18 protein-coding genes are annotated in these 21,880 nt (G+C 64.8%); 6 read left to right on the plus strand and 12 right to left on the minus strand.

What is annotated here, in order from left to right; genetic code table 11:
- Nucleotides 1–184: 184 nt before the first annotated feature.
- The 9 genes from GDA49_11920 to GDA49_11960 all read right to left on the minus strand — a co-directional run bounded on the left by GDA49_11920 (nucleotide 185) and on the right by GDA49_11960 (nucleotide 11,627).
- Nucleotides 185–1,057, minus strand: a complete 873-nt coding sequence (locus GDA49_11920; GenBank protein ID MBC6441089.1) for a lauroyl acyltransferase — start codon at nucleotides 1,055–1,057, stop codon at nucleotides 185–187.
- Complete coding sequence (locus GDA49_11925) at nucleotides 1,054–2,037, minus strand: tetraacyldisaccharide 4'-kinase (protein MBC6441090.1); 984 nt, start codon at nucleotides 2,035–2,037, stop codon at nucleotides 1,054–1,056. The genes GDA49_11920 and GDA49_11925 overlap by 4 nt, the downstream gene beginning before the upstream one ends.
- Complete coding sequence (locus GDA49_11930; GenBank protein ID MBC6441091.1) at nucleotides 2,037–3,302, minus strand: 3-deoxy-D-manno-octulosonic acid transferase; 1,266 nt, start codon at nucleotides 3,300–3,302, stop codon at nucleotides 2,037–2,039. Before GDA49_11930 ends, GDA49_11925 begins: the two co-directional genes overlap by 1 nt.
- A gap of 7 nt (nucleotides 3,303–3,309) precedes the next feature.
- Nucleotides 3,310–5,097, minus strand: a complete 1,788-nt coding sequence (locus GDA49_11935; protein ID MBC6441092.1) for an ABC transporter ATP-binding protein — start codon at nucleotides 5,095–5,097, stop codon at nucleotides 3,310–3,312.
- A 73-nt stretch (nucleotides 5,098–5,170) separates the two neighbouring features.
- Nucleotides 5,171–5,962, minus strand: a complete 792-nt coding sequence (locus GDA49_11940; protein MBC6441093.1) for a 3'(2'),5'-bisphosphate nucleotidase CysQ — start codon at nucleotides 5,960–5,962, stop codon at nucleotides 5,171–5,173.
- The gene (locus GDA49_11945) at nucleotides 5,959–7,302 is read right to left on the minus strand and encodes a TldD/PmbA family protein (GenBank protein MBC6441094.1); all 1,344 of its coding nucleotides are present in this window, start codon (nucleotides 7,300–7,302) and stop codon (nucleotides 5,959–5,961) included. The genes GDA49_11940 and GDA49_11945 overlap by 4 nt, the downstream gene beginning before the upstream one ends.
- 334 nt (nucleotides 7,303–7,636) lie before the next feature.
- Complete coding sequence (gene leuA, locus GDA49_11950; GenBank protein ID MBC6441095.1) at nucleotides 7,637–9,346, minus strand: 2-isopropylmalate synthase; 1,710 nt, start codon at nucleotides 9,344–9,346, stop codon at nucleotides 7,637–7,639.
- Nucleotides 9,347–9,821: 475 nt separating this feature from the next.
- Nucleotides 9,822–10,031 (minus strand): hypothetical protein, encoded by a 210-nt coding sequence (locus GDA49_11955; GenBank protein MBC6441096.1) that lies wholly within the window; start codon nucleotides 10,029–10,031, stop codon nucleotides 9,822–9,824.
- A gap of 87 nt (nucleotides 10,032–10,118) precedes the next feature.
- Nucleotides 10,119–11,627: a UbiD family decarboxylase gene (locus GDA49_11960; GenBank protein ID MBC6441097.1), complete on the minus strand. Its 1,509-nt coding sequence runs from the start codon at nucleotides 11,625–11,627 to the stop codon at nucleotides 10,119–10,121.
- Between the two features lie 510 nt (nucleotides 11,628–12,137).
- On the opposite strand from GDA49_11960, the gene GDA49_11965 reads away from it, so the two are divergent.
- The 3 genes from GDA49_11965 (at nucleotide 12,138) to GDA49_11975 (ending at nucleotide 13,599) form a co-directional block, all read left to right on the plus strand.
- Nucleotides 12,138–12,386, plus strand: a complete 249-nt coding sequence (locus tag GDA49_11965; GenBank protein ID MBC6441098.1) for a hypothetical protein — start codon at nucleotides 12,138–12,140, stop codon at nucleotides 12,384–12,386.
- 101 nt (nucleotides 12,387–12,487) lie between these two features.
- Nucleotides 12,488–13,441 (plus strand): agmatinase, encoded by a 954-nt coding sequence (gene speB, locus GDA49_11970; protein ID MBC6441099.1) that lies wholly within the window; start codon nucleotides 12,488–12,490, stop codon nucleotides 13,439–13,441.
- 5 nt (nucleotides 13,442–13,446) lie between these two features.
- Entirely contained in the window at nucleotides 13,447–13,599 is a 153-nt protein-coding gene (locus GDA49_11975) for a hypothetical protein (GenBank protein ID MBC6441100.1), read from the plus strand.
- Nucleotides 13,600–14,081: 482 nt separating this feature from the next.
- On the opposite strand, the gene xsc is transcribed toward GDA49_11975, so the two are convergent.
- Nucleotides 14,082–15,860 carry a sulfoacetaldehyde acetyltransferase gene (xsc, locus tag GDA49_11980; protein MBC6441101.1) on the minus strand — a complete coding sequence of 593 codons (1,779 nt, stop codon included), beginning with the start codon at nucleotides 15,858–15,860 and terminating at the stop codon, nucleotides 14,082–14,084.
- 125 nt (nucleotides 15,861–15,985) lie between these two features.
- Nucleotides 15,986–17,470, minus strand: coding sequence for a PLP-dependent aminotransferase family protein (locus tag GDA49_11985; protein ID MBC6441102.1), 1,485 nt, complete (start codon nucleotides 17,468–17,470; stop codon nucleotides 15,986–15,988).
- Between the two features lie 121 nt (nucleotides 17,471–17,591).
- Here GDA49_11985 and GDA49_11990 point away from each other — a divergent pair, with 121 nt between their 5' ends.
- From GDA49_11990 to GDA49_12000, 3 genes are all read left to right on the plus strand, one after another.
- Nucleotides 17,592–18,929 carry an aspartate aminotransferase family protein gene (locus GDA49_11990; protein ID MBC6441103.1) on the plus strand — a complete coding sequence of 446 codons (1,338 nt, stop codon included), beginning with the start codon at nucleotides 17,592–17,594 and terminating at the stop codon, nucleotides 18,927–18,929.
- A gap of 6 nt (nucleotides 18,930–18,935) precedes the next feature.
- Entirely contained in the window at nucleotides 18,936–20,084 is a 1,149-nt protein-coding gene (locus tag GDA49_11995; protein ID MBC6441104.1) for an acetate/propionate family kinase, read from the plus strand.
- Nucleotides 20,085–20,723: 639 nt separating this feature from the next.
- The gene (locus GDA49_12000; GenBank protein ID MBC6441105.1) at nucleotides 20,724–20,882 is read left to right on the plus strand and encodes a hypothetical protein; all 159 of its coding nucleotides are present in this window, start codon (nucleotides 20,724–20,726) and stop codon (nucleotides 20,880–20,882) included.
- A 416-nt stretch (nucleotides 20,883–21,298) separates the two neighbouring features.
- Here GDA49_12000 and GDA49_12005 read toward each other — a convergent pair whose 3' ends face one another.
- Nucleotides 21,299–21,880 (minus strand): hypothetical protein, encoded by a 582-nt coding sequence (locus tag GDA49_12005; protein MBC6441106.1) that lies wholly within the window; start codon nucleotides 21,878–21,880, stop codon nucleotides 21,299–21,301.

Below are 21,880 nucleotides of genomic sequence, written 5' to 3' on the forward strand. Positions count from 1 at the left end.
GCTAGGTCAAGCGGGGCGATGCCGGGAGTGGTTTGAGGGTCTGCGCAACGACCCCCATGAGGTCGCCCATGACCTTGTTCATGGTGCCGATCAGCAGGTCTGCCTCTGACCGGCCGAAGGACATGGCGTCTCTCCGGTGGCTGCTGGATGGGGCGAGGCTAGACCGGAAACATGACGTCTTCCATCAATCCGGCCAGCGGCGATGAATCCAGAGCCAGTGGTCGGGGTTCTCGCGGATCCAAACCTCGAAGGTCTGGTTGATCTTCACCAGGATGGCGCGCACGTCGGCGTCCTTGTCGCCGGTCTTCTCGATCCTGATCGGATTGAAGACGTGGACGTGGAAATGGGCGCGTGGCTTGCGCAGAACGCGCACCGGAAAGAGGGGCACGTCGTACTTCAGGGCGAGCTCGGCGATCGCTGGAGCGGTCATGGCGTCACGCCCGAAGAAGGGGATCGGCAGGCCTTCGTTGAACTTCTGGTCGGCCAGGATGGCGATCGCGCCCTTGCGCCGGATCGCCGCGAGCAGCGCGCGCGCGCCCTCACGCCCCTTGGGCGCCCAGTAGCCGCCGCGTTTCTCGCGCCAGTGCTGGATGATGGCTTCCGAATAGGGGTTGTTGGCTCTTCGGTAGACCAGGGTGAGCTCGAAGCCGCGCTGAAGCGCGAGCAGCGTGGAGACTTCGAAGTTGCCGAAATGGGCGTTGAAGTAGATCGCCGGCAGGACGTGGGCGTAGGGATCGTCGATCTCGGGATCGGACGTCACCTGGATGCGGTCGCCGTCGAGCGCGTCGAGCCCGTGGACGAACGGGATCTCGCCCAGGAAGCGGCCCAGGTTGTCCCACATGCCCCGTATGATCGTCTCGATCTCGGTGTCGGTCTTCTCGGGCATGGCCGCCTGGATATTGCGCCGTGCGATGCGGTTCTTCGAGGTCATGAAGCGGCCCACAAGGCGAGCGAGGAAACCGCCCAGTGCCGAGGCGCGCTGAATCCCGAGAATCCGGAAGAGCCGGAGCAGGAGCCAAAGAAGGGCGGCCTCCAGAAGATGGCGCAACGTCTTCATAGGCCGGAATGCGAGCGCAGCGGGAGCAGGAGGTCGTCGAGCTTTTCTGGCTCGCGGAACACCAGAGAAACCCGCACCGGCTCGGCCAGCGGGCGGGTCTCGGCGTCGAGCCGGAGCCAGTCCTTCTCGGTGGTCACGAGCCGTGCGCCCATGGCATGGGCATCCTCTAACATCCTGGTGACCAGCATGGGATGAAACACATGATGGTCAGGAAACGAACGTGTGTGGCGCACATCGGCACCGATGGATTCAAGCGTAGCGAAGAACTTGCCCGGCCGCGCGATACCGGCGAAGGCGTAGACCGGCTCGCCCTGGAACGCCAGCGCTTCGGCGACGGGTTCGATCTGGGCATGGAGGACGACAAGACCGGCTGCGGCAAGCGGGCACGCAAAACCCTGTCGGTCTTCGCCCACGATCACGGCCACCCGGCACCTTGCGGTCGCATCGGCAAGCGGCTCGCGCAGGGGGCCGGCTGGCATCACCCGGCCGTTGCCCAGGCCCCATGGGCCGTCGATCACCAGCAGGGACAGATCCTTGGTGAGCTGAGGGTTCTGCAGGCCGTCGTCCATCAGCAGGATCTCGGCATCGTCGGCCATGGCGCGCGCTGCGCTACGCACCCGATCGGCCCCGACCCAGACATGGGCGTGGCGAGCCAGAAGCAGTGGTTCGTCGCCGACATCGCGTGCACTGTGGCGGTCGGGATCAACCCGGACCGGCCCCCTGAGCCGTCCACCATAGCCGCGCGACAGGATATGGGGCCGCCAGCCCTGCGCCGAGAGACGTTCGGCCAGGGCGGCGGTCACCGGGGTCTTGCTCGCGCCACCGGCCGTGACGTTGCCGATGCAGACGACGGGCGTTTGGATATATGCAGGTTTTGTGCTCGCCTGGCGCCAGCGGGTACCGAGCGTCCAGAGCACCGAGAGCGGCGAAAGCAGATGTGCGGCGAGCCCGTCGTGCTCCCAGAAGGATGGACGCTTCATCACACGGTGCCCTGCAAGACGGGCGCGAGCGCCTCGAAGGTGGCATCCAGAATGCCGGCTGCGTCCGCTTCGGCCCGCGCCCGGGCGCGATCGCCGATCTGCCGTGCAGCTTCAGGATCGCCGAGCAGGCGGCCGACGATCAGGCCGAGGGTATCGTGATCGGCGATCTGAACTGCGCCGCCGGCCGCGAGCAGCGCCTCGGTGGCGGTCTGGAAGTTCTCCATATGCGGTCCGAACAGCACGGCCCGGCCCAGAAGAGCCGGCTCGCGCGGATTGTGGCCGCCTTCGTGGAGCAGCGACTTACCGACCAGCACAGGGTTGCCGAGTCTGAGATAGAGACCCATCTCGCCCATGCTGTCGCCCAGGAAGACCTGCGTCGACGGCCCGGGAAGCTCGTTGCGTGAGCGGCGCACGACGCGGAAGCCGCGATCGGTCAGCTCGGTCTCGATGGCATCGCCCCGGTCGACGTGACGCGGGACGATCACGGTCAGGAGGTCTGGCATGGCGTTTGCGATCTGGCGATGAACCTCGGCGACCAGCCGCTCCTCGCCGTCGTGCGTGCTGACGGCAAGCCAGGTCGGCCGTTCACCGATCGCATCACGGACCCGCGCAAGCGCCTCCGCGTCGGCCTCGAGCGGCATGGCGGCGGCCTTGAGATCGCCCGCGAATGTCACGTTGCGGGCACCGAGTGCTGTCAGTCGTGCGCCGTCGGCCTCGCTCTGGGCGAGCACCACCGAAAACCTGCCGACCATGGTGCTGGCGAGCGACGGCATGCGGCGCCAGCGGGCGAAGGAGCGCGGCGACATGCGGCCGTTCACCAGCGCAGTTGGAATCCCGCGCCGACGCGTTTCCGCCAGCAGGTTGGGCCAGAGTTCGGATTCGACCCAGAGCGCCGCATCGGGCGCCCAGCGATTGAGGAATCGGGCGACAGCGCGGGGCCCGTCGAGCGGGACATACTGATGAAAGCAGCCCTCGGGCAGGCGGCGGCCGAGGACGGCGGCCGAGGTCTTGGTGCCGGTCGTGACCATCACATGGTTGCCGCCGGCGGCGATGCGTTCGACCAGCGGCAGGACAGAGAGCGATTCGCCGACGCTGGCACCGTGCAACCAGATCAGGCGGCCCTCGGGACGGACACCGCGCCCGCGGCCCAGCTTCTCGTCGAGCCTGGCCTCGTCCGCTTTGCTGCGCCACAGGCGCACACGCAGCAGAAGCGGCGCGAGCGGTTCGGCGGCCGAGGTCGCCAGGCGATAGAGCGTCCCGATCACGGGCCGGTCAGCCGTCGGCGGCAGCCTTCAACGCGGAAGGCTCATCAGTGACCTGCAGGCTGCGCAGCCGGGCGTATAGGCCACCGCGCGCCAGGAGTTCGACATGGCTGCCCTGTTCGGCCACGCGGCCTTCGTTCATGACGTAGATAACGTCGGCATCCGCAACGGTCGACAGCCGGTGGGCGACGACCAGCGTGGTCCTCCCCTTGGCAAGGCGCGACAACGCGGCTTGGACCTGGCGTTCGGCTTCGGAGTCGAGCGCGCTGGTCGCTTCATCGAGCAACAGGATCGGCGCGTCGCGCAGGATAGCGCGCGCGATCGATAGCCGTTGGCGCTGACCGCCGGAGAGCTTCACGCCGCTTTCGCCGACGATGGTGTCGTAACCCTCGGGAAGGTCCACGATGAAGTCGTGGGCTGCGGCGTCGCACGCAGCGGCCTCGATCTCGGCTTGGCTGGCGTCCGGCCGTCCGTAGGCGATGTTCCCACCCACGGTGTCGTTGAACAGTGCGACCTCCTGGCTGACCAGCGCGATGTTGTCGCGCAGGCTGGCGAGTGTGACGGCACGGACGTCCTGGCCGTCGACGGTTACCGCGCCGGACCCAGCGTCATAAAAGCGCGGGATCAGGTTCAGTACCGTGGACTTGCCGGCACCCGAGGGGCCGACCAGCGCCGCCGTCCTGCCAGCCGGCACCTCCAGCGTGACGTCCTTCAGGGCGGGAACCTCGCCGTAAGCGAAGCTGACGTTCTCGAAACGCACCGCGCCACCGGAGACCGCGAGAGTGCGTGCGTCGTCGCGATCACGGATCTGCGGCTCGACATCAATCAGGGCGAAGACGCGCTGGGCTGCGGCCAGCCCCTCCTGAAGATGATTGTTCAGCTTGGCGAGGTTCTTGAGCGGCTGGTAGGCCAGCAGCAGCGCGGTGACGAAGCTGAAGAAGGCGCCCGGGGTCGTCTCGCTCGTGATGACCTGACCGCCGCCATAGACAATGATGGTGGCGATCGCGATACCGGCCAGCATTTCCATGATCGGTGATATCGCGGCCTTGGCCCGCATTGTCTTGAAGATGCGGATGAAGAGTGTGTCGATGCGCTCGCGCGCGCGTTTGACCTCGTAGCCCTCCTGGCCGTAGGCCTTGATGTGGCGAATGCTGCGGAAGGTCTCCGACATGAATCCGGTCACGGTCTCGAGCTCTGCCCAGGCCAGGCTTGCACGCTTCCTGACCTTGCGTCCGATGCGGGTCACCGGCACGAGCGCCAGCGGGAAGACGAAGAAGGCGACGAGCGCCAGCGCCCAGTCCTGGTAGAACATCAGCGCGACCAGGAAGGTCAGCGTCAGGATATCCTTGGCCATCGCAGTCAGCGTGTTCGCCACTGTGTCGCGCATCAGGTCGACGTTGTTCATGCAGCCTGCGATCAGCCCACCTGTCGAAGCGCCGTGGAAGAACGCGAGGTCGGCGCGGATCAGGCTTTCGTAGACCCGCTGGCGGATGTCGGCGACGATCCGCATCGAGACCCGCGCCATGATCACGGTCTGGGCGTAATCGGCCATGCCCTTGATGGCGAAGACGGCCAGCACGGCGATGGTGATGGTCCAGAGCCGACTGTGGTCCTTTTCGATGAAGACCTCATCGAGGATCGGCTGGACCAGCCAGGCATAGGCCGCCGTGGTGGCGGCCACGAGCCCCATGAACACCACGGCCAGCAGCATCTGCGGGATGTAGCGCTTGATATGTTCGCGCAGCAGCCGCCCAACGATTGTCTGCGTCGGCAGATGGGCCGTTTCGGATTCGCTCATTGGCCTGCCGGGTAACCTTGGAGTTCTGGGGTTTTACCGCATCCGGGGCCGAACCGAAATCGCGGGCGGGGGATCAATCGATCCGGGCGACGACGTCGACGAGCGCCTTGTGCAGCGCGGGATTGGCCGCAATCAGCGAGGGCTGGCGCGCCGTCTGCTCATTGTAGTGGTAGATGGCGCCTTCACGGTCGGTCGACAAGCCCCCGGCCTCGGCGACGATCAGATCGGCCGCGGCGAGGTCCCAGTCGCTCTTCGGTCCCAGTGACAGCGTGGCGTCGTAGATGCCACAGGCGACCAGCGCCATGCGGTAGGCGACCGAATTGACCGCATCGTAGGTCGCGGGCGTGACGTTCATGGCTTCGATCGTGCTCTTGATTATGCGGGCGCTAGCCAGCAGGCGCGCACCGTCGAAGCCGTCATGGCCCGAGACGTGGATCGCCGCGCCGTTGAGCCGGGCCCCGCTGCCGAGCGAGGCATCGAAAAACTCGTCGGTCGCCGGATTGAAGACACAGCCGCAGACCGGGCGTCGGCCTGCCACCAGCGCTGCAGCGACCGCGAATTCGGGCCTTTCCTCCAGAAAAGCACGGGTTCCGTCGATGGGATCGACGATCCACACCAGCTTCTCGCCCAGACGCGTCTTGTCGTCCTCGGTCTCTTCCGAAAGCCAGCCGTAGGACGGGAAGGCGCCGAGCAGCCGGTCGCGCAGCAGGCTGTCGACGGCGAGGTCGGCCTCGCTGACAGGATCGCCCCTGCCCTTGGTCCATTGCTTGGGCTTGCACCGAAAGTACGACAGCGCCAGCGCACCGGCCTCGCGCGTCACCTCCTTCAGCAGCGCGTGTTCGTTGTCGAACTCCACGTTGCTCAACGACCTGCGACCGTCATGCCGTCGATCCGAACGTGTGGCGTATCGGTGCCGAACAGGAACTTGAGGTCATTCGCGGGCACCAGGTTGGCGTACATGTCCCTCAGGTTGCTCGCGATCGTGATCTCGTTGACCGGATGGGTGATCTCGCCGTTCTCGATACGGAAGCCGCCCGCGCCACGGCTGTAATCGCCGGTCACCCCGTTGACGCCGAAGCCGATGAGATCGGTGCAGTAGAGGCCGTCCTCGATATCGGCCATCAGCTCCTCAGGCGTCGCCGTGCCGGCCTCGAGCCAGAGATTGGAGGGTCTTGGCGACGGCTGGCCCGACGTACCGCGGGTGGCGTGTCCGGTCGGCTGCAGGCCGAGCTGGCGTGCCGAACGGCAATCCAGCAGCCAGGTCGTCAGCTTGCCGTCGGCGACAAGATCGCGCGCCGATGTCGCCAGACCCTCGCCGTCGAACGGCCGCGAGCGCAAGCCGCGTACACGGTGGGGATCCTCCCGCAGGTTGACACCGGGCGCGAAAACCTGCTCGCCCATGCAATCCTTCAGGAAACTCGTACCGCGGGCGATGGCGGGGCCCGAGATGGCGTCGATGAAGTGGCCGATCAGGCTGCGCGCCTGGCGGTCCTCGAACACGACTGGCATCGTCCTGGTTGGGAGCTTCTGCGGGTTGAGCTTGCGCACCGCGCGGCGGGCGGCCTCGGCCCCGATCTCGGCCGGGGTCGGCAGGTCGGCCATGTGGCGGGCGAGACGATAGTCGCCGTCGCGCTCCATGCCGAGGCCTTCGCCGGCGATCACCGAAGCGCCGACGCTCGACGAGGTGCCCACGAACGAACCCTGGAACCCGTTGCTGGCAGCCATGGCCTGCACCATGCGGTGCCAGCCGACCGAGGCACCTTCCGAGTTGGTGACGCCCTCGACAGCGCGGGCAGCATCCTCGGCCTCGGCCGCCATGGCGATCATGCACTCGGGCGCGGGTTCGTCGTTGGCATCAAGATCAAGGTCGGGGTTGTCGGCGGTCAGGAGGTCGGCATCCGCCAGGCCGGCGAACTCGTCCTCGGGCGCGATCCACGCCATGGCGACCGCGCGGCTGACCAACTCGTTGATCGTCTCCTCGGAGGCATCGGTCGTGGAGACCGCGGCCTGGCGCTGGCCGACGAAGACGCGCAGGCCCATGTCGTTGGATTCGGAGCGTTCCAACTCCTCCAGCTCACCGAGCCGCAGGTTCACGGAGAGCGAGGTGTCGCGGAAGGCAGTGGCATCGGCGCTATCCGCGCCTGCGGCCAGTGCACGTTCGACGAGCTGGCCCGCGAGATCGAGGGGGGAGGGTGTGTCTGTCATGACCGGTGACATAGACCATTCCCGCACCGGGTCAATGCGCTGGGCCCCGGGGCACAAAAGCGTGCATCGCGTCGGCTATTTGATCTTGCCATGTTCTTCAATTGAAAGGATCCAACGGGTCGCCAATCATCGGTTCTGAAGTCACGCGAGCCGTAAACAAACAAAGTGATTCACACGGAGGCACAGAGCCAAAGAGTGGTCCGGAAGCGTGTCGCGTTCGGGGAGCCTTCACTACAGATGCTGGTTGTTTGGCGTGCAGGGCGCGCCGATCAACACGATGAATGCGCAGACATCCTGGCGAAACCGCTCACAACCTCTGTGTTTCTGTGTGAGATCAATTGTTCGTTCGTTCCCCCGCTAACCGGTTCGCCGCAGCGGTGACCGCCAGCAAGCTGGCCTGGACGATGTTTTTGTGGACGCCGACGCCGAAGACGGTCTGGCCCGAGCCGTTGCGGGCTTCGACGTAGGCGGCGGCACCAGCGTCGCTGCCCTGGCTGATGGCGTGTTCGTGGTAGTCGACCAAGGTCAACTCGATGCCAAGCTCGTCTTTGAGCGCATGGATGTAGGAATCGATCGGGCCGTTGCCGAGGCCGTGGATGTCCTTCTCCGCGCCGTCGATCGTCACCGTCGCCGTCATCCGCCGCATCTCCGACGCGTGGCTGTCGGGCACGGTGCGGTAGGTGATGAAGCCGATGCGACCGGCGGGTTCGACATAGGCGCTCACGAAGGCGTCACGGATCTCTTCGCTCGACAGTTCGGACTCCGTGTCGTCGGTCTGTTTCTGCACGACCTGGCTGAAGTCGATCTGCAGGCGGCGCGGCAGGACCAAGCCGTGGTCCTGCTCCATGATCCAGGCCACCCCGCCCTTGCCGGACTGGCTGTTGACGCGAATGATCGCCTCGTAACTCCGGCCCACGTCCTTGGGGTCCATCGGCAGATAGGGCACTTCCCAGACGTCGGAGTTCGACTGCTTCATCGCCTTCATCCCCTTGTTGATTGCATCCTGGTGCGATCCCGAGAACGCCGTGAACACGAGATCGCCGGCATAAGGATGGCGCGGATGCACGGGCAGGCGGTTGCAGTGCTCGGCCACGTTGATGAGGTTGTTGATATCGGAGAAGTCGAGCGTGGGGTCGATGCCCTGGGTCATCATGTTGAGACCCAGGGTGATGATATCGACATTGCCCGTGCGCTCGCCGTTGCCGAAAAGCGTGCCCTCGATGCGGTCGGCACCGGCCATGCAGGCGAGTTCTGCCGCGGCCACGCCAGTGCCCCGGTCGTTGTGCGGGTGGAGCGAGAGGATCACCGACTCCCGGTTCTTGATGGTACGCAGGAACCACTCGATCTGGTCGGCATAGACGTTCGGCGTCGCCATCTCGACCGTGGCGGGCAGGTTGAAGATCGCCCGGTTCCCAGGCGTCGGCTCCCACACGTCCATTACCGCCTCGCAGACCTCGACAGCGTAGTCGAGCTCGGTGCCGGTGAAGCTCTCAGGGCTGTACTGGAAGCGCCAGCGCGGGCCGGGCATGGCCTCGGCACACTCGCGCACGAGTTTCGCGCCATCGACCGCGATCTGCTTGATGCCCTCGCGGCCGCTGCCGAACACCACCCGGCGCTGCAGCGTGGAGGTGGAGTTGTAGAGATGCACGATCACCCGGTCCGCGCCCTCGAGCGCCTCGAAGGTGCGGCGGATCAAAGGCTCGCGCGCCTGGGTCAGCACCTGGACCGTGACGTCTTCGGGGATCATCTCGCTTTCGATGAGCTCGCGGGCGAAGTCGAAATCGGTCTGCGACGCGGCCGGGAAACCGATCTCGATCTCCTTGAAGCCCATGTCGACCAGCGTCTTGAACATGCGTCGCTTGCGCTCGGGGCCCATCGGCTCGATCAGCGACTGGTTGCCGTCGCGCAGGTCCACGCTGCACCACATGGGTGCTTCGGTGATGACGGCCCCCGGCCAGGTGCGGTCTGGCAAGGCTACCGGCTCGAACGGGCGGTAGCGATTGAACGGCATGGTCTTCGGCATAACAGGATCGGGTCGGGTCATCTCATCTCTTCCTTAACTGCGACCGGCGCTCTCGGCGCTGCGGTCTTCCAAATTCACTTGTTCACGGACGCAAGGCTCGTCTCCGGCAGCTCGCGTCCCTCGCCGTACGCGAAGGGAGATAGTCGCAGGCCACAGCGGAAGGGCTCGCAGCGAGAAAACGCGCTCACGGCAAACACATCGGTGAAGGGCTGGAAGATCGAAGACATCGGGACTGGCTGGCTGGTGACAAGGCAAACGGCAATGGGACCGGCGCCTCGCGTGCGCCGATCAGATAAGCAGTAGGCCTAGAGCCAAGGTATGCATCTTGATCATGGACGAGGAAATAGGCGGGATGGGTCAGGGAGTCAAGTTACAAGCATTACGACCAGAACGCTGCGACTTGACTCCAAAAGACGAGGACTCCACTTCAAGTTCCAGTCTGGCATTTCAATAACTGCAGGCGTGAAAGGATTGGGTAAGACGACCCTAATCAACATTATGTTGCGGTTACTTGCCGACCCTTTCGAGTTACCTGGAAGTCGAGCTCGGCGAATCCGTCGATGGCGTGGCTTGAGGCGGCGCTGAACTGGGTGGCGTCGACCTGCATGCCGCGCGCCTTGTTGCTGGTACAGGCCGACAGTGTGAGCGCCAGCAGGACCAGGCCCGTCCACGGCCGGAGGTCCACACATCGTTTAGGTTTCACCATGGCATATCTCGCTCCCATTGATGTCGGGAAGCGGACCACAGGGACCGTCGGGCGGTTGCGAAACCCTTCACTTCGTATCGGGCGTGTTCACTTCCAGATGGCCTTGCCACTGCCCGGAAGACCGAGGTCGGACCAGATGGAATCCACCTTTTTGATGACCTCGTCGGTCATGCGGATTTTTGTGCCCCATTCGCGGTCGGTCTCGCCGGAGAGTTTGTTGGTGGCGTCGATGCCGAGCTTGCCGCCGAGGCCCGAGATGGGGCTCGCGAAATCGAGGTAGTCGATCGGCGTGTTCTTGATGACGGTGATGTCGCGGGCGGGATCCATGCGGGTGGAGATCGCCCACATCACGTCCTTCCAGTCGCGTGCGTTGATATCGGCGTCCACGACGATGACGAACTTCGTGTACATGAACTGCCGGAGGTAGGACCAAACGGCCATCATCACGCGCTTGGCGTGGCCCGCGTAGGCCTTCTTCATCGAGACCACGGCGATGCGGTAGCTGCATCCCTCGGGCGGCAGCCAGAAATCGACGATCTCCGGGAACTGCTGTTGCAGGAGCGGGATGAAGACCTCGTTGAGCGCCTCGCCCAGCACGCTCGGTTCGTCGGGCGGACGGCCGGTGAAGGTTGAGAGATAGATCGGGTCGCGGCGCATGGTGACTGCGCTGACGCTGAAGACGGGGAAGGGCTCGACCGCGTTGTAATAGCCCGTGTGGTCGCCATAGGGGCCTTCGTTGCCACAGTCGCTGAGCGAGACATGGCCCTCGAGCACGATCTCGGCCTCGGCGGGCACCTTGAGCGGCACAGTCTTGCAGTCGACCAGCTCGCTCTTCGTCCCACGCAAGAGACCCGCGAACTGATACTCGCTGAGCGTATCGGGCACTGGCGTGACGGCCGCCAGGATGATCCCGGGATCGGCGCCGAGCACGACGGCGGCGGGCAGCGGTTCGGGCTTGCTGTCCTTCCAGCGGGCGTGGTGCTGGGCTCCGCCGCGGTGTTTCAGCCAGCGCATCAGCGTGGTGTTCCGGCCCGTCACCTGCATGCGGTAGATGCCGAGGTTGGGTGTATCGCGCTTGTCGCCGCCCGGCCCTTCCGTCACGACCAGCGGCCAGGTGATCAGCGGCGCGGGTTCGCCAGGCCAGCAGGTCTGGACCGGCAGGCGGGTGAGATCGATCTCATCGCCCTCGAGCACAATCTCCTGGCAGGCAGCCGACAAGACCGTCTTCGGCTTCATCGCCATCATGGTCTTCAGCAGCGGGAACATGGCGACGGCCTCGCGCCAGCCGCCGGGCGGTTCGGGCTGGCGCAGGAAAGCCAGGGTCTCGCCGATCTCGCGCAGTTCTTGAGGTGTGCGCTCCATCCCCATGGCGACGCGGTTCACCGTCCCGAAAAGGTTCACCAGCACCGGCATTTCCGACGCAGCGCCATCGGCTCGGGTGACGTTCTCGAAGATCACTGCAGGACCTTCCTCGGCCAGAAGACGGGTCTGAATCTCCGTCATCTCCAGTACCGACGAGACCGGCGCGGCGACACGTTTCAGTTCGTCGGCCACCTCCAGCTTGGCGATGAAGTCACGCAGCGATCGATAGGCCATGGCCGCCTTCGTGGGGCAAGCCCGTTCGGGGGTCAAGGACGCTCGTCGTGTTTGTCGGGGCAAAGCGGCCTGCCGGACGGCCTGTGCGACAACACAGTTGTGATCATTTTGTCATTCTATGCCGTTATCCATGATTGAGGCCGGTCATGGATTTGCTACATGATCCGGCGCGCGGCTCAGTGACGGAAGATCGATGATGTCAAGGCACATCGTCACGGTGTTTGTTGTCCTCGGTTTTGCCATAGCCGGGGCGGCCTCGGCGCAGCTTGACGCCGGGACCCGGGCGTTGGTCGACGCGAGCGATGTCGACGGTGTCGCTGCCGGGCTGACCCCAGATTCACCAGAACGATCCCGATGCGCTTGCCGTCGCCATGCAGAGCGTCGCGTAACCCGTCGATCGCCGGTGCGGCGCTCAACGCGACGACCCGCGCACTCCATGCCACGGGCAACCTGACGCAACAGCAGTTGGGCGCAGCCGTGCAGTAGGCGGTGAAGGCGGCGATCCGGTGCATGTCCCAGGCGGTGTCCGTGATTTCCGGTGACGACCCCGCGCCCGCCCGAACGGATGTGCACAACGCTGCCGCCAACGCGTTCTCGCCGAGCATGCAGAGCGACGTTACCCCGCAGGAGATTCTGAACGCGCAGAATGCCGCGCCGATCGTCGTGCCGCCCCCGCTGCCGGGGGACGAGAACCAGCCACCGCCCGAAGCGCTCGACCTGGTCGAGGAGAATCCGGCCCAGGGCGGTTCGGAGAGCTGATCCCGGCCGTGTTCTCGGCCAAGGCTTGACCGGTCCTCGCGGCGCGTGAGAATGCGCCCCGCCGAGAGACACCGGAGAGAACTATGGCCGACAAGCCCGAGATGTGGGGCGATCACGCGATCACCGCCGACGATCTGCACGCCTTCCCGATGGAGCTCACCTATGCGGGCGTGCCGAGCTTCCTGCGCCGGCCCTACCGCAAGGACCTCAGCGAGGCCGAGGTTGCCGTGGTGGGCGTGCCGTTCGATACGGCGACGACCAACCGGCCCGGCACCCGCTTTGGTCCGCGCGGCATCCGCGCGGCCTCGGTCGATCTGGCCTTCGAGCAGCTCGTCTACGGTTGGGATTTCCATCCAGTCAAGGATATGAAGATCGTCGACCATGGCGACGTACCCTTCGAGTTCTCGCTGCCTGCGGGCGTGCCCGACCAGATCGAGAAGTACGTTATCTGGATGCTCGAGCAGGACGTCATGGTGCTCACGCTGGGCGGTGACCACTTCATCTCCTGGCCGCTGATCAAGGCGCATGCCAACAAGCACGGCAAGCCGCTCTCGCTGATCCACTTCGATGCGCACTCCGACACCTGGGCGGACGAACACGACGAGGGCGTCAACCACGGCACGATGTTCTGGCACGCCACCAAGCAGGGTTATCTCGAACCCACCCGCTCGGCCCAGATCGGTCTCAGGACCGTCAATCAGGACCTCATGGGCTTCAACGTCTTCGACGCCCCCTGGGTCCACAGGCACGGCACCGACGCGGTGGTCGAGGAGGTTCGTCACATCGTCGGCGACAACAAGGCCTACCTCAGCTTCGACATCGATTGCCTCGACCCCAGTTATGCGCCGGGCACCGGGACACCGGTCTGCGGCGGGCTCACGAGCCACCAGGCGCGCGAGATCCTCAAGGGGCTTTCGGGCCTCAACATCATTGGTGCTGACCTCGTCGAGGTCTCACCGCCCTTCGATCATGCGGAGATCACGGCGCTGGCCGGCGCTACCCTGGCCCTCGACTTCCTCTGCCTCTTCGCGAAGGCGCCATGGCGCAAGGGGTGACGCCAATGCGTCCCTTCGTGTTCGTTCTGGCTCTCGCGGTGGCAGCACTGCCTGCGTCAGCGCAGGGCTATCTCACCAAAGACGAGAGTCATGACCAGGTCATCAGGGGCACGATTTCCGATGTGAAGGAGTACGGCAAGAGCCGGACGGAGACCTAATCACCCGGATAGGCGCTTTGAGAGCACCTATCAGGGGGGAGACGTTCTCGGGCACCTGGAAAGTCTCGGGCGAAGTTGCTCTGCACCGTCGATGGTGACGATCCCAATCTCGTCGGCTGCTGGGCCATCCTGCTCGACGGCGATCAGGTCACCTTTATAAGCGAACACGACAACAATGCCAGCACCGGAACGCTCTCGAAGGAGTAGGGCTACCGCCTCTCCACACTGCCATCCCGAGCGACCGGCGGGAGAGCCGGGATCCCGAATCGGCGGCGCTGCGGACCTTGTCCGGGATGACACTGCAGGTGCTACAGCGCTCTAACCTGCGGTGAGCTGCCGCACCCGACCAGTCCTCTTCCAACCCCACCGCGTCATGGTCCCACTCGATGGGGCAATCCACCGTCCGCCGTTCGAGCGTGCGGCTACTTTGGACGATGGATGCCCCGGTCAAGTCGGGGTATGACAGGGTTTGTTTTGGCCGTTCAGCCCGCTGCCAGCTGCCGGACCATGTCGTCTTCGTCGATGCCGGCGACGACGACGGGCTTCTTCATGGCATCGCGGCGGAAGGGCTCGCCGAGTTCCTGGTTGAGCACGACCTCGATGAAGGTGGTGACGCCCTGCTTCTGGGCCTCGCAGCTTTCCTTCAGCGCCGCGGTGAGTTCGTCCTGTGTCGTCGCCTGCACGCCCTTGAGACCGCAGCCCTCCGCCACCTTGGCGTAGGAGAGGTTCGGATTAAGCTCGGTGCCGACGAAGTTGTTGTCGTACCACAGCGTCGTGTTGCGCTTCTCTGCGCCCCACTGGTAGTTGCGGAAGATCACCATGGTGATGGCAGGCCAGCCCTCGCGGCCGCAGGCGGTCATCTCGTTCATCGAGATGCCGAAGGCGCCGTCGCCGGCGAAACCGACCACGGGCACGTCCGGGCAGCCGATCTTGGCACCCAGGATCGAGGGGAAGCCATAGCCACAGGGACCGAACAGGCCCGGCGCCAGATACTTCCTGCCTTCCTCGAAGGTCGGGTAGGCGTTGCCGATCGCACAGTTGTTCCCGATGTCGCTGGAGATGATCGCATCGCCCGGCAGACCGGCCTGAATCGCGCGCCAGGCCATGCGGGCGGACATGTGCTCGGGCTCGCGCGACCGCACGTCGGCGTTCCACGAGGTGCCGGGATCGTCGTCCTCGTGGTCCATGCTGGAGAGCTCCTGCAGCCAGGCCGACTTGGTCTGGTGGATCGTCGCCCTGCGTTCCTCGCGCCCGGTGTCGCCGGCCGTTGCCGAAAGCTGGGACAGGATCTGTCGCGCCACCTTGCCGGCGTCGCCGCAGATGCCGACCGTGACCTTCTTGGTCAGACCGATACGGTCTGGGTTCATGTCGACCTGGATGATTGCCGCTTCCTTCGGCCAGTAGTCGATGCCGTAGCCCGGAAGCGTGGAGAACGGGTTGAGGCGCGTGCCGAGCGCGAGCACGACATCGGCTTTGGCGATCAGCTCCATCGCCGCCTTCGAGCCGTTGTAGCCCAGCGGCCCGGCGGCCAGCGGATGAGAGCCGGGGAAGCTGTCGTTATGCTGATAGCCCGAGCAGACCGGCGCATCGAGTCGCTCGGCCAGCGTTTGGCAATCGGGGATCGCGCCGCCGATCACGACGCCCGCGCCCGACAGGATGACCGGGAACCTGGCACCGGACAGGAGCGCGGCGGCTTGGGCGATCGCGTCCTCGCCGCCGCCTTGGCGTTCCAGGCCGATCGACTGCGGCAACTCGATATCGACCTGCTGGGTCCAGATGTCGCGCGGGATGTTGATCTGGGCGGGTGCCGAGCGGCGCTGGGCCTGTTCGATCACGCGGTTCAACACCTCGGCGATGCGCGTGGCGTCACGCACCTCCTCCTGGTAGCAGACCATGTCCTTGAACAGCGCCATCTGCTCGACCTCCTGGAAGCCGCCCTGGCCGATCGTCTTGTTGGCCGCCTGCGGGGTGACCAGCAGCATGGGCGTGTGGTTCCAGTAGGCGGTTTTGACCGGGGTTACGACGTTGGTGATGCCCGGCCCGTTCTGGCCGATCACCATGCCGATCTGGCCGGTGGCGCGGGTCAGGCCGTCGCACATGAAGCCGGCGTTGCCTTCGTGCGCGACATCCCAGAAGGTGATGCCCGCCTTGGGGAAGAGATTGGAGATCGGCATGAAGGCCGAGCCGATGATGCCGAAGCAGTGTTCGATGCCGTGCTTCTGCAGAACCTTCACGAAAGCTTCTTCGGTCGTCATCTTCATGGTCGTCGTTTCCCTGTCGGTCTGTTGCGGGCGGACGTCCCCCGACCATCGTGGCGTGATCCTACGGCTGCGCTGTGACACCAGCTTAGTGCCAGTTGATCTCAAGACTTCGAGCCAGAGTCGGCTCAGACCCGCCCGGCCAGCAGCTCTTCGGCGATCGTCGCGAGCCGTTCGATGCCGGGCTCAATGCGCTCTTCGGGGATCGAGGAAAAACCGAGCCGCATGTGGTGCCGGCCGTCGCGCGGATCGGCGAAGTAGATGTCGCCAGGTTCGATGACGATGCCGTCCTCGAGCGCCAGACCGGCCAGCCGACAGGTGTCGAGCGTCTTCGGCCCTTCGAGCCAATAGGACGTGCCGCCGAAGGCGGGTGCGCGCGACCAGCCGGGGAAGTGCCGTTCGAGCGCCGCCCCCAGGGCCTTCCATCGGCTTGAGTACGTGCGATGCAGGCGCGCGACCAGTGCGTCGTGGTGACCGAGGGCTAGGAAGAGCGCGACGACCCGCTGGTTGTTGCCCGGCGGGTGGCGCAGCATCAGACGCCGCAGGGCGCGGACCTCGTCGATCAGTTTGCGCGGTCCGACGAGGAACCCCATGCGCAGGCCGGGCATGAGCGACTTCGAGAGGCTGCCGACATAAAGCACCCGTTCCGAGCCGCCGAGCGACTTCAGGGCCGGAGTCGGCGCGCCGCTGTAGTTGGTCTCGAACTCGTAGTCGTCCTCAATGACAAGCGAATCATGCTGGCCGGCCCATTCCAGAAGCGCGTAGCGCCGTTCGAGCGACATGGTCACGCTGGTCGGCGATTGATGGCTCGGCGTGACATAGACCATGGCGGCATCGTCGAGCCGGTCCGTGCGGATGCCGCCACGGTCAACCGGCACGGGGCGGACATCGGCCGACATCAGGCCAAAAATGTTGCGCACGTCGGGGTAGCCAGGATCCTCAATGGCGACCGGCGTGTCTAGCTTCACCAGCAGGCTCGATATCATATAGAGCGCATTCTGGGCGCCCATGGTGACGAGGATCTCGTCATCCGATGCGATAATGCCGCGCCGGGTCAAGACGCGCTGCCGCAGTTGCTCCACCAGCATGGGATCGTCTTCGGTGAAACGATCGTCGGTCCAAGCGTCGAGCCACTTGCGGCTCATCGCCTGGCGCATGCAGTCGCGCCAGTCGGCGATCGGAAACAGCGCGTCGTCGGCCTGGCCGTAGATGAAGGGGTAGGGGCAGTCGTGCCAGTTCCTTGGCTTGGCGATGTTGGTCTGGGCGCTGGGCCGGCGTCGCAGGCGTGAAGCCCAGTCGACCGGCGGCCCGGTCTCCCGCGCGGAGACGGTCCCGCAGTCCGGCGGCTCGACCATGCCGTCGCGAATCTGATCGGTAACGTAGAAGCCGGAACGTTCGCGCGCCTCGAGATAACCGTCGGCGGCGAGCGCCTGATAGGCCAGCATCACCGTGTTGCGCGAGACGTTGAGCCGCTGTGCCATCGCACGCGTGGACGGAATGGGCGCTCCGGCTGGCAGCTGTCCGGTCAGCATGGCTTCGACCAGACGCTCGCGAATCTGGTTCTGCAGCGTCGACGTCTCGAGCCGTTCGATGTGGATCATGCTGTCACGCATCGGCGATACCTCCAGCGGCGTGGCCCCATCACTCCGTCAATCTGGACCTACAAGAAGGCCAGAACACTCCCGCAGTATCAGCCCGATAATCCGAATCCAAGAGTCTGTGGAGTCCCTTGCCATGAACATGGTTGCCAAGCCGCTCGAGCAGTTCGTCAGCAATTCGCTGGAACAGCACTGGATGCCGTTCACTGCCAACGACGACTTCAAGTCTGCCCCCCGTCTGGTGACCAGGAGCGAGGGCATGTACCTCTGGAACCAGGACGGCAACCGTCTGATCGACGGCTCGTCGGGCCTGTTCAACGTGGCGGCGGGTCACGGCCGGCGCGAGATCGCCGACGCGGTCTACGCCCAGATGCTGCAGAACGACTACACCGCACCCTTCCAGCTCGGCCAGCCAACCTCGTTCGCGCTTGCGGCCAAGCTCAGCCAGATCCTGCCGGAACCCTTCAACCACGTGTTCTTCACGAACTCCGGTTCCGAATCGATCGATACGGCGCTCAAGATCGCCATGGCCTACCACCGCGCCAATGGGCAGTCGCAGCGCCTGCGATTCGTCTCGCGTGAGCGCGCCTACCACGGCGTCAACATGGGTGGCGTCTCGCTCTCGGGCATGGTGAAGAACCGTGAGACCTTCCCTGTCACGATGCCCAACGTCGTGACGATCCGTCACACTTGGGATCCGGAGAACTGCTTCACGCGCGGCCAGGCCAAGCGCGGGGCGGAGTTCGCCGACGACCTGCAGCGCCATTGCGAGACCTACGGCGGTGCAACCATCGCTGCAGTCTTCGTGGAGCCCGTAGCCGGTTCGACCGGCACGCTGGTGCCGCCCAAGGGTTACCTGCAGCGCCTGCGTCAGCTGTGCGACGAGCACGGCATCCTGCTTGTGTTTGATGAGGTCATCACCGGCTTCGGCCGGCTTGGTGCGCCGTTTGCGTCGCACAGCTTCGATGTCACGCCCGATATCATAACCATGGCCAAGGCCCTGACCAACGGTGCCATTCCCATGGGTGCGGTCGCTGTGCGCGACTCGGTCTATGAGACCGTCACCAATGCCGCGCCGGAGAACGCCATCGAGTTCTTCCACGGTTACACCTATTCGGCGCATCCGGCGGCCTGCGCGGCCGGCCTGGCGACGCTCAAGATCTACGAGGACGAAGGTCTCTTCGAGCGCGCAGCCGCGCTGTCGGATTACTTCCTGGATGCGATCTGGTCGCTCAAGGAGATCCCCGTCGTGCGCGACCTCAGGGGCTACGGTCTGATGGCTGGCGTTGAGGTGTTTCCGGAGGAGGGTAAGCCTGGCGCACGCGGCAACGCCCTGCAGAAGACGCTTTTCTGGAACGGCTGCCACGTCAAGTGGACGGGCGACAGCGCCATCGTGGCCCCCCCTCTGATTGCCGAGCGCCAGCACATCGACGAGATTGTCGACTGCATCAGGAAGACGCTCGAGGAGATCTGACGCCTCGTGACCGCCGCGTTGCTCGTACTCAACTGCGGTTCCTCGTCGGTCAAGTTCGCCCTCTTCGACCGCGCGCTCGAGCGCCTGTTCGACGGCCAGGTGGAGAACATCGGCGACGGACTGACGCCGCGGCTCAAGACATCTGCTGGCGGCGACGATCTGCCCAACGATCTCTCGGATCACGTCGATGTCCTTGGCCATCTTCTGGTCGACGTCGTTCCGCCGCGTGCCGGGCGGATCGTCGGTGTCGGGCATCGTGTCGTTCACGGCGGCACCGGTTTCGATGCACCGGTGCGCATCGAGCCGACGACGCTTGAGGCGATCACCGCCCTTGCGCCTTTTGCACCGGCGCACCAGCCGCACAATCTGGCCGGCATCGCCGCGGTTGGCCGCACGATGCCCAAGGTGCCGCAGGTTGCCTGTTTCGACACGGCGTTCCACCGCACCATTCCCGAGCACCGCCAACTCATGCCGCTGCCCCGGCGTTTCGCCGATGCCGGTCTGCGACGCTTCGGCTTTCACGGGCTCTCCTATCAGAGCATCTGCACGCGCCTGCCCGATCTTCTCGGCGCCCGCGCTTCGGGCCGCATCGTGATCTGCCATCTGGGCAACGGTTGCAGCCTGGCCGGCGTCGTTGACGGCAAATCGGCTTACACCTCAATGGGCTTCACACCTCTGGACGGACTCATGATGGGCCGCCGGCCCGGCCGCCTCGATCCCGGCGCCGTGTTGTGGCTGGTGAACCATCACGGCGGTGATGTCGGCGTGGTCGACGAACTGCTCAACCGCGAGGCTGGCCTGGCTGGGGTCTCTGGCCTCTCGCCAGATATGCGAACGCTGATGGTCACTGACGACGACAGGGCTGAACTTGCGGTAACGATGTTCGTCGATTGCCTCGTCCAGGAGATCGGCGGCGCCGCCGCGGCGATCGGTGGTCTCGACGCGCTGATCTTCACCGGCGGCATCGGCGAGAATGCCGCGCCGATCCGAGAACGCACCACCGAGGCCCTAGCCTGGATGGGAGTCCGGATCGATCGCGATGCCAACAGACTGCAGCGCAGCACCATCAGCACGCCGATGTCGGATCCGTCGGTGCATGTCGTCGCGACCGACGAGGAGCATATAATCGCATTGGCTGTAATGAATCTGTCATGATTACCCGAAAATGTGGCTGAATGGGTTGTCTCACAACCCCAACTCCCTATAGTGCGGCTTTGGATTATGTGCTGGAGGATGTCATGCCACGTTCTGTTATTGTTCTGTTGTTCGGTGCTCTCTCTCTCTCTCCATGGGAGCATGTTCCACGATTGTCGAGGGCACTTCTCAGGAAATAGGTGTTGCAACCGAACCGCCAGGCGCGTCGTGCGACATCCACCAAGGTGATGCCTATCTCGGGACGATTGTGCCGACACCGGGTTCCATCACGGTCGCGAAGGAGTCGAGTTCGATCCTCGTGTCCTGTGAAAAGGATGGATACCAGAATGCCAGTAAACATTTGGACCCGGATTTTGCCGCAATGACTGCGGGCAACATTATTTTCGGCGGCCTGGTTGGTGTAGTCGTTGACGCGGTATCGGGTGCCAGCAACAAGTATCCGAACTCCGTTTCCTTGGTCTTGCGTCGGAAAACAAGCGAGGCTCTTATCGAATAGGGCAGCCGGTATTCTGGCTTGTGCTCGACGGCCGAGGCTCTACGGTCACCCGGTGATTCGAAACCGGATACAAGCCGAGGCCACGAGTTCCCGCCCTGATCGCCCTCTCCGTTGCCGCACTGCTAGCCGCCTGTGCCACGGTGGTGACTGGCACGACCCAGGATATCGTCATCACGACCCAGCCCGACGGTGCGGTCTGCGTGCTCGAGCGGGATGGCGACGTTATCGCGACGATCGAATCGACGCCCGCCACCGTCGAGATCGAGTGCGCTCGGACACCGATCAGACTCGGTTGCAGCTAGGCCTATCATCTCGACGCCAACCGCGTCGTGTGATCTCGGATTTCGAGGGCTTTGCGGCCAGCAGCATCGTGTCCGGTGCGCTGGTCGGCATCGTCGTCGACGCCTCCTCGTCCGGCGCAGTCAACGAGTACCCCGATGAGATCCCGGTGATGCTGCCGCCGGCCAGCTTCAACTCAGCTGACGAACGCGATGCCTTCTTCGACGTTCTGGAGGCCGATACCCAGTATCGCGCTGGCGAGGTGCTGTCGGCGGCCCAAGCGAGCGGGCTATGCCGCAAGAACCCGGACAATCGGGACTGCGTCGCCCTGCTGTTCGGAGATCGAGAGCGGTCAACGGCAGGAGTTCGTGCTGATCGAGGAGCAGCGTTCGACCACAACGGTCGGCAGGTGATCCGAGGCAGAACGTTCCGCCCCGTCCTAGATCGTCTGTGCGGTCGAAATGATCCCGTCGACCTCCGGCTTGAGGTGGTCGAAATAGTGCAGGCGCGGTGCCGTGAAGATGATCAGGTGCAGGCGTCCGTTCATGATCGCGGCCGTGGCGAGGGTGCGATACTCGAGATCGTTGCTCTTGGTCGCGAACGAAAACTCGAACTGCACACCCTCGGCGCCGGCAAATGTATGCGGCCGGACGTACTGCGTCGTGATCGGGCCGGTCGAATAGAACCGTGAGATCGAGTCCTCGACGAGTTCCTGGATGTCGGACGCTGACATGTCGGCGCGATAGACGGCGAACGGCCGCTCGTCGCCCTTGGCCACGAACATCGGATTGCCATCGTCGAGGGCTGCGTAGATCAGGATCTGATTGAGCGGCAGACCATCGGCCGTCCAGACCGCGGTCGGCCCCTGCTGCGGAAGATAGCTCTCGCCGATCTGCGACCACGACTGGCCCGTCTGAAGGCTCAGGTCGCCGACTTGGATACGCCCGGTGTCGATTTTCTTGTAGGGCGCGCAGGCGGCGGCGGCGAGGATCAGGATGGCAGCGATCAGTCGGGTCGTCAT

The organism is Rhodospirillales bacterium (assembly GCA_014323865.1).
Lineage (GTDB): Bacteria > Pseudomonadota > Alphaproteobacteria > SP197 > SP197 > SP197.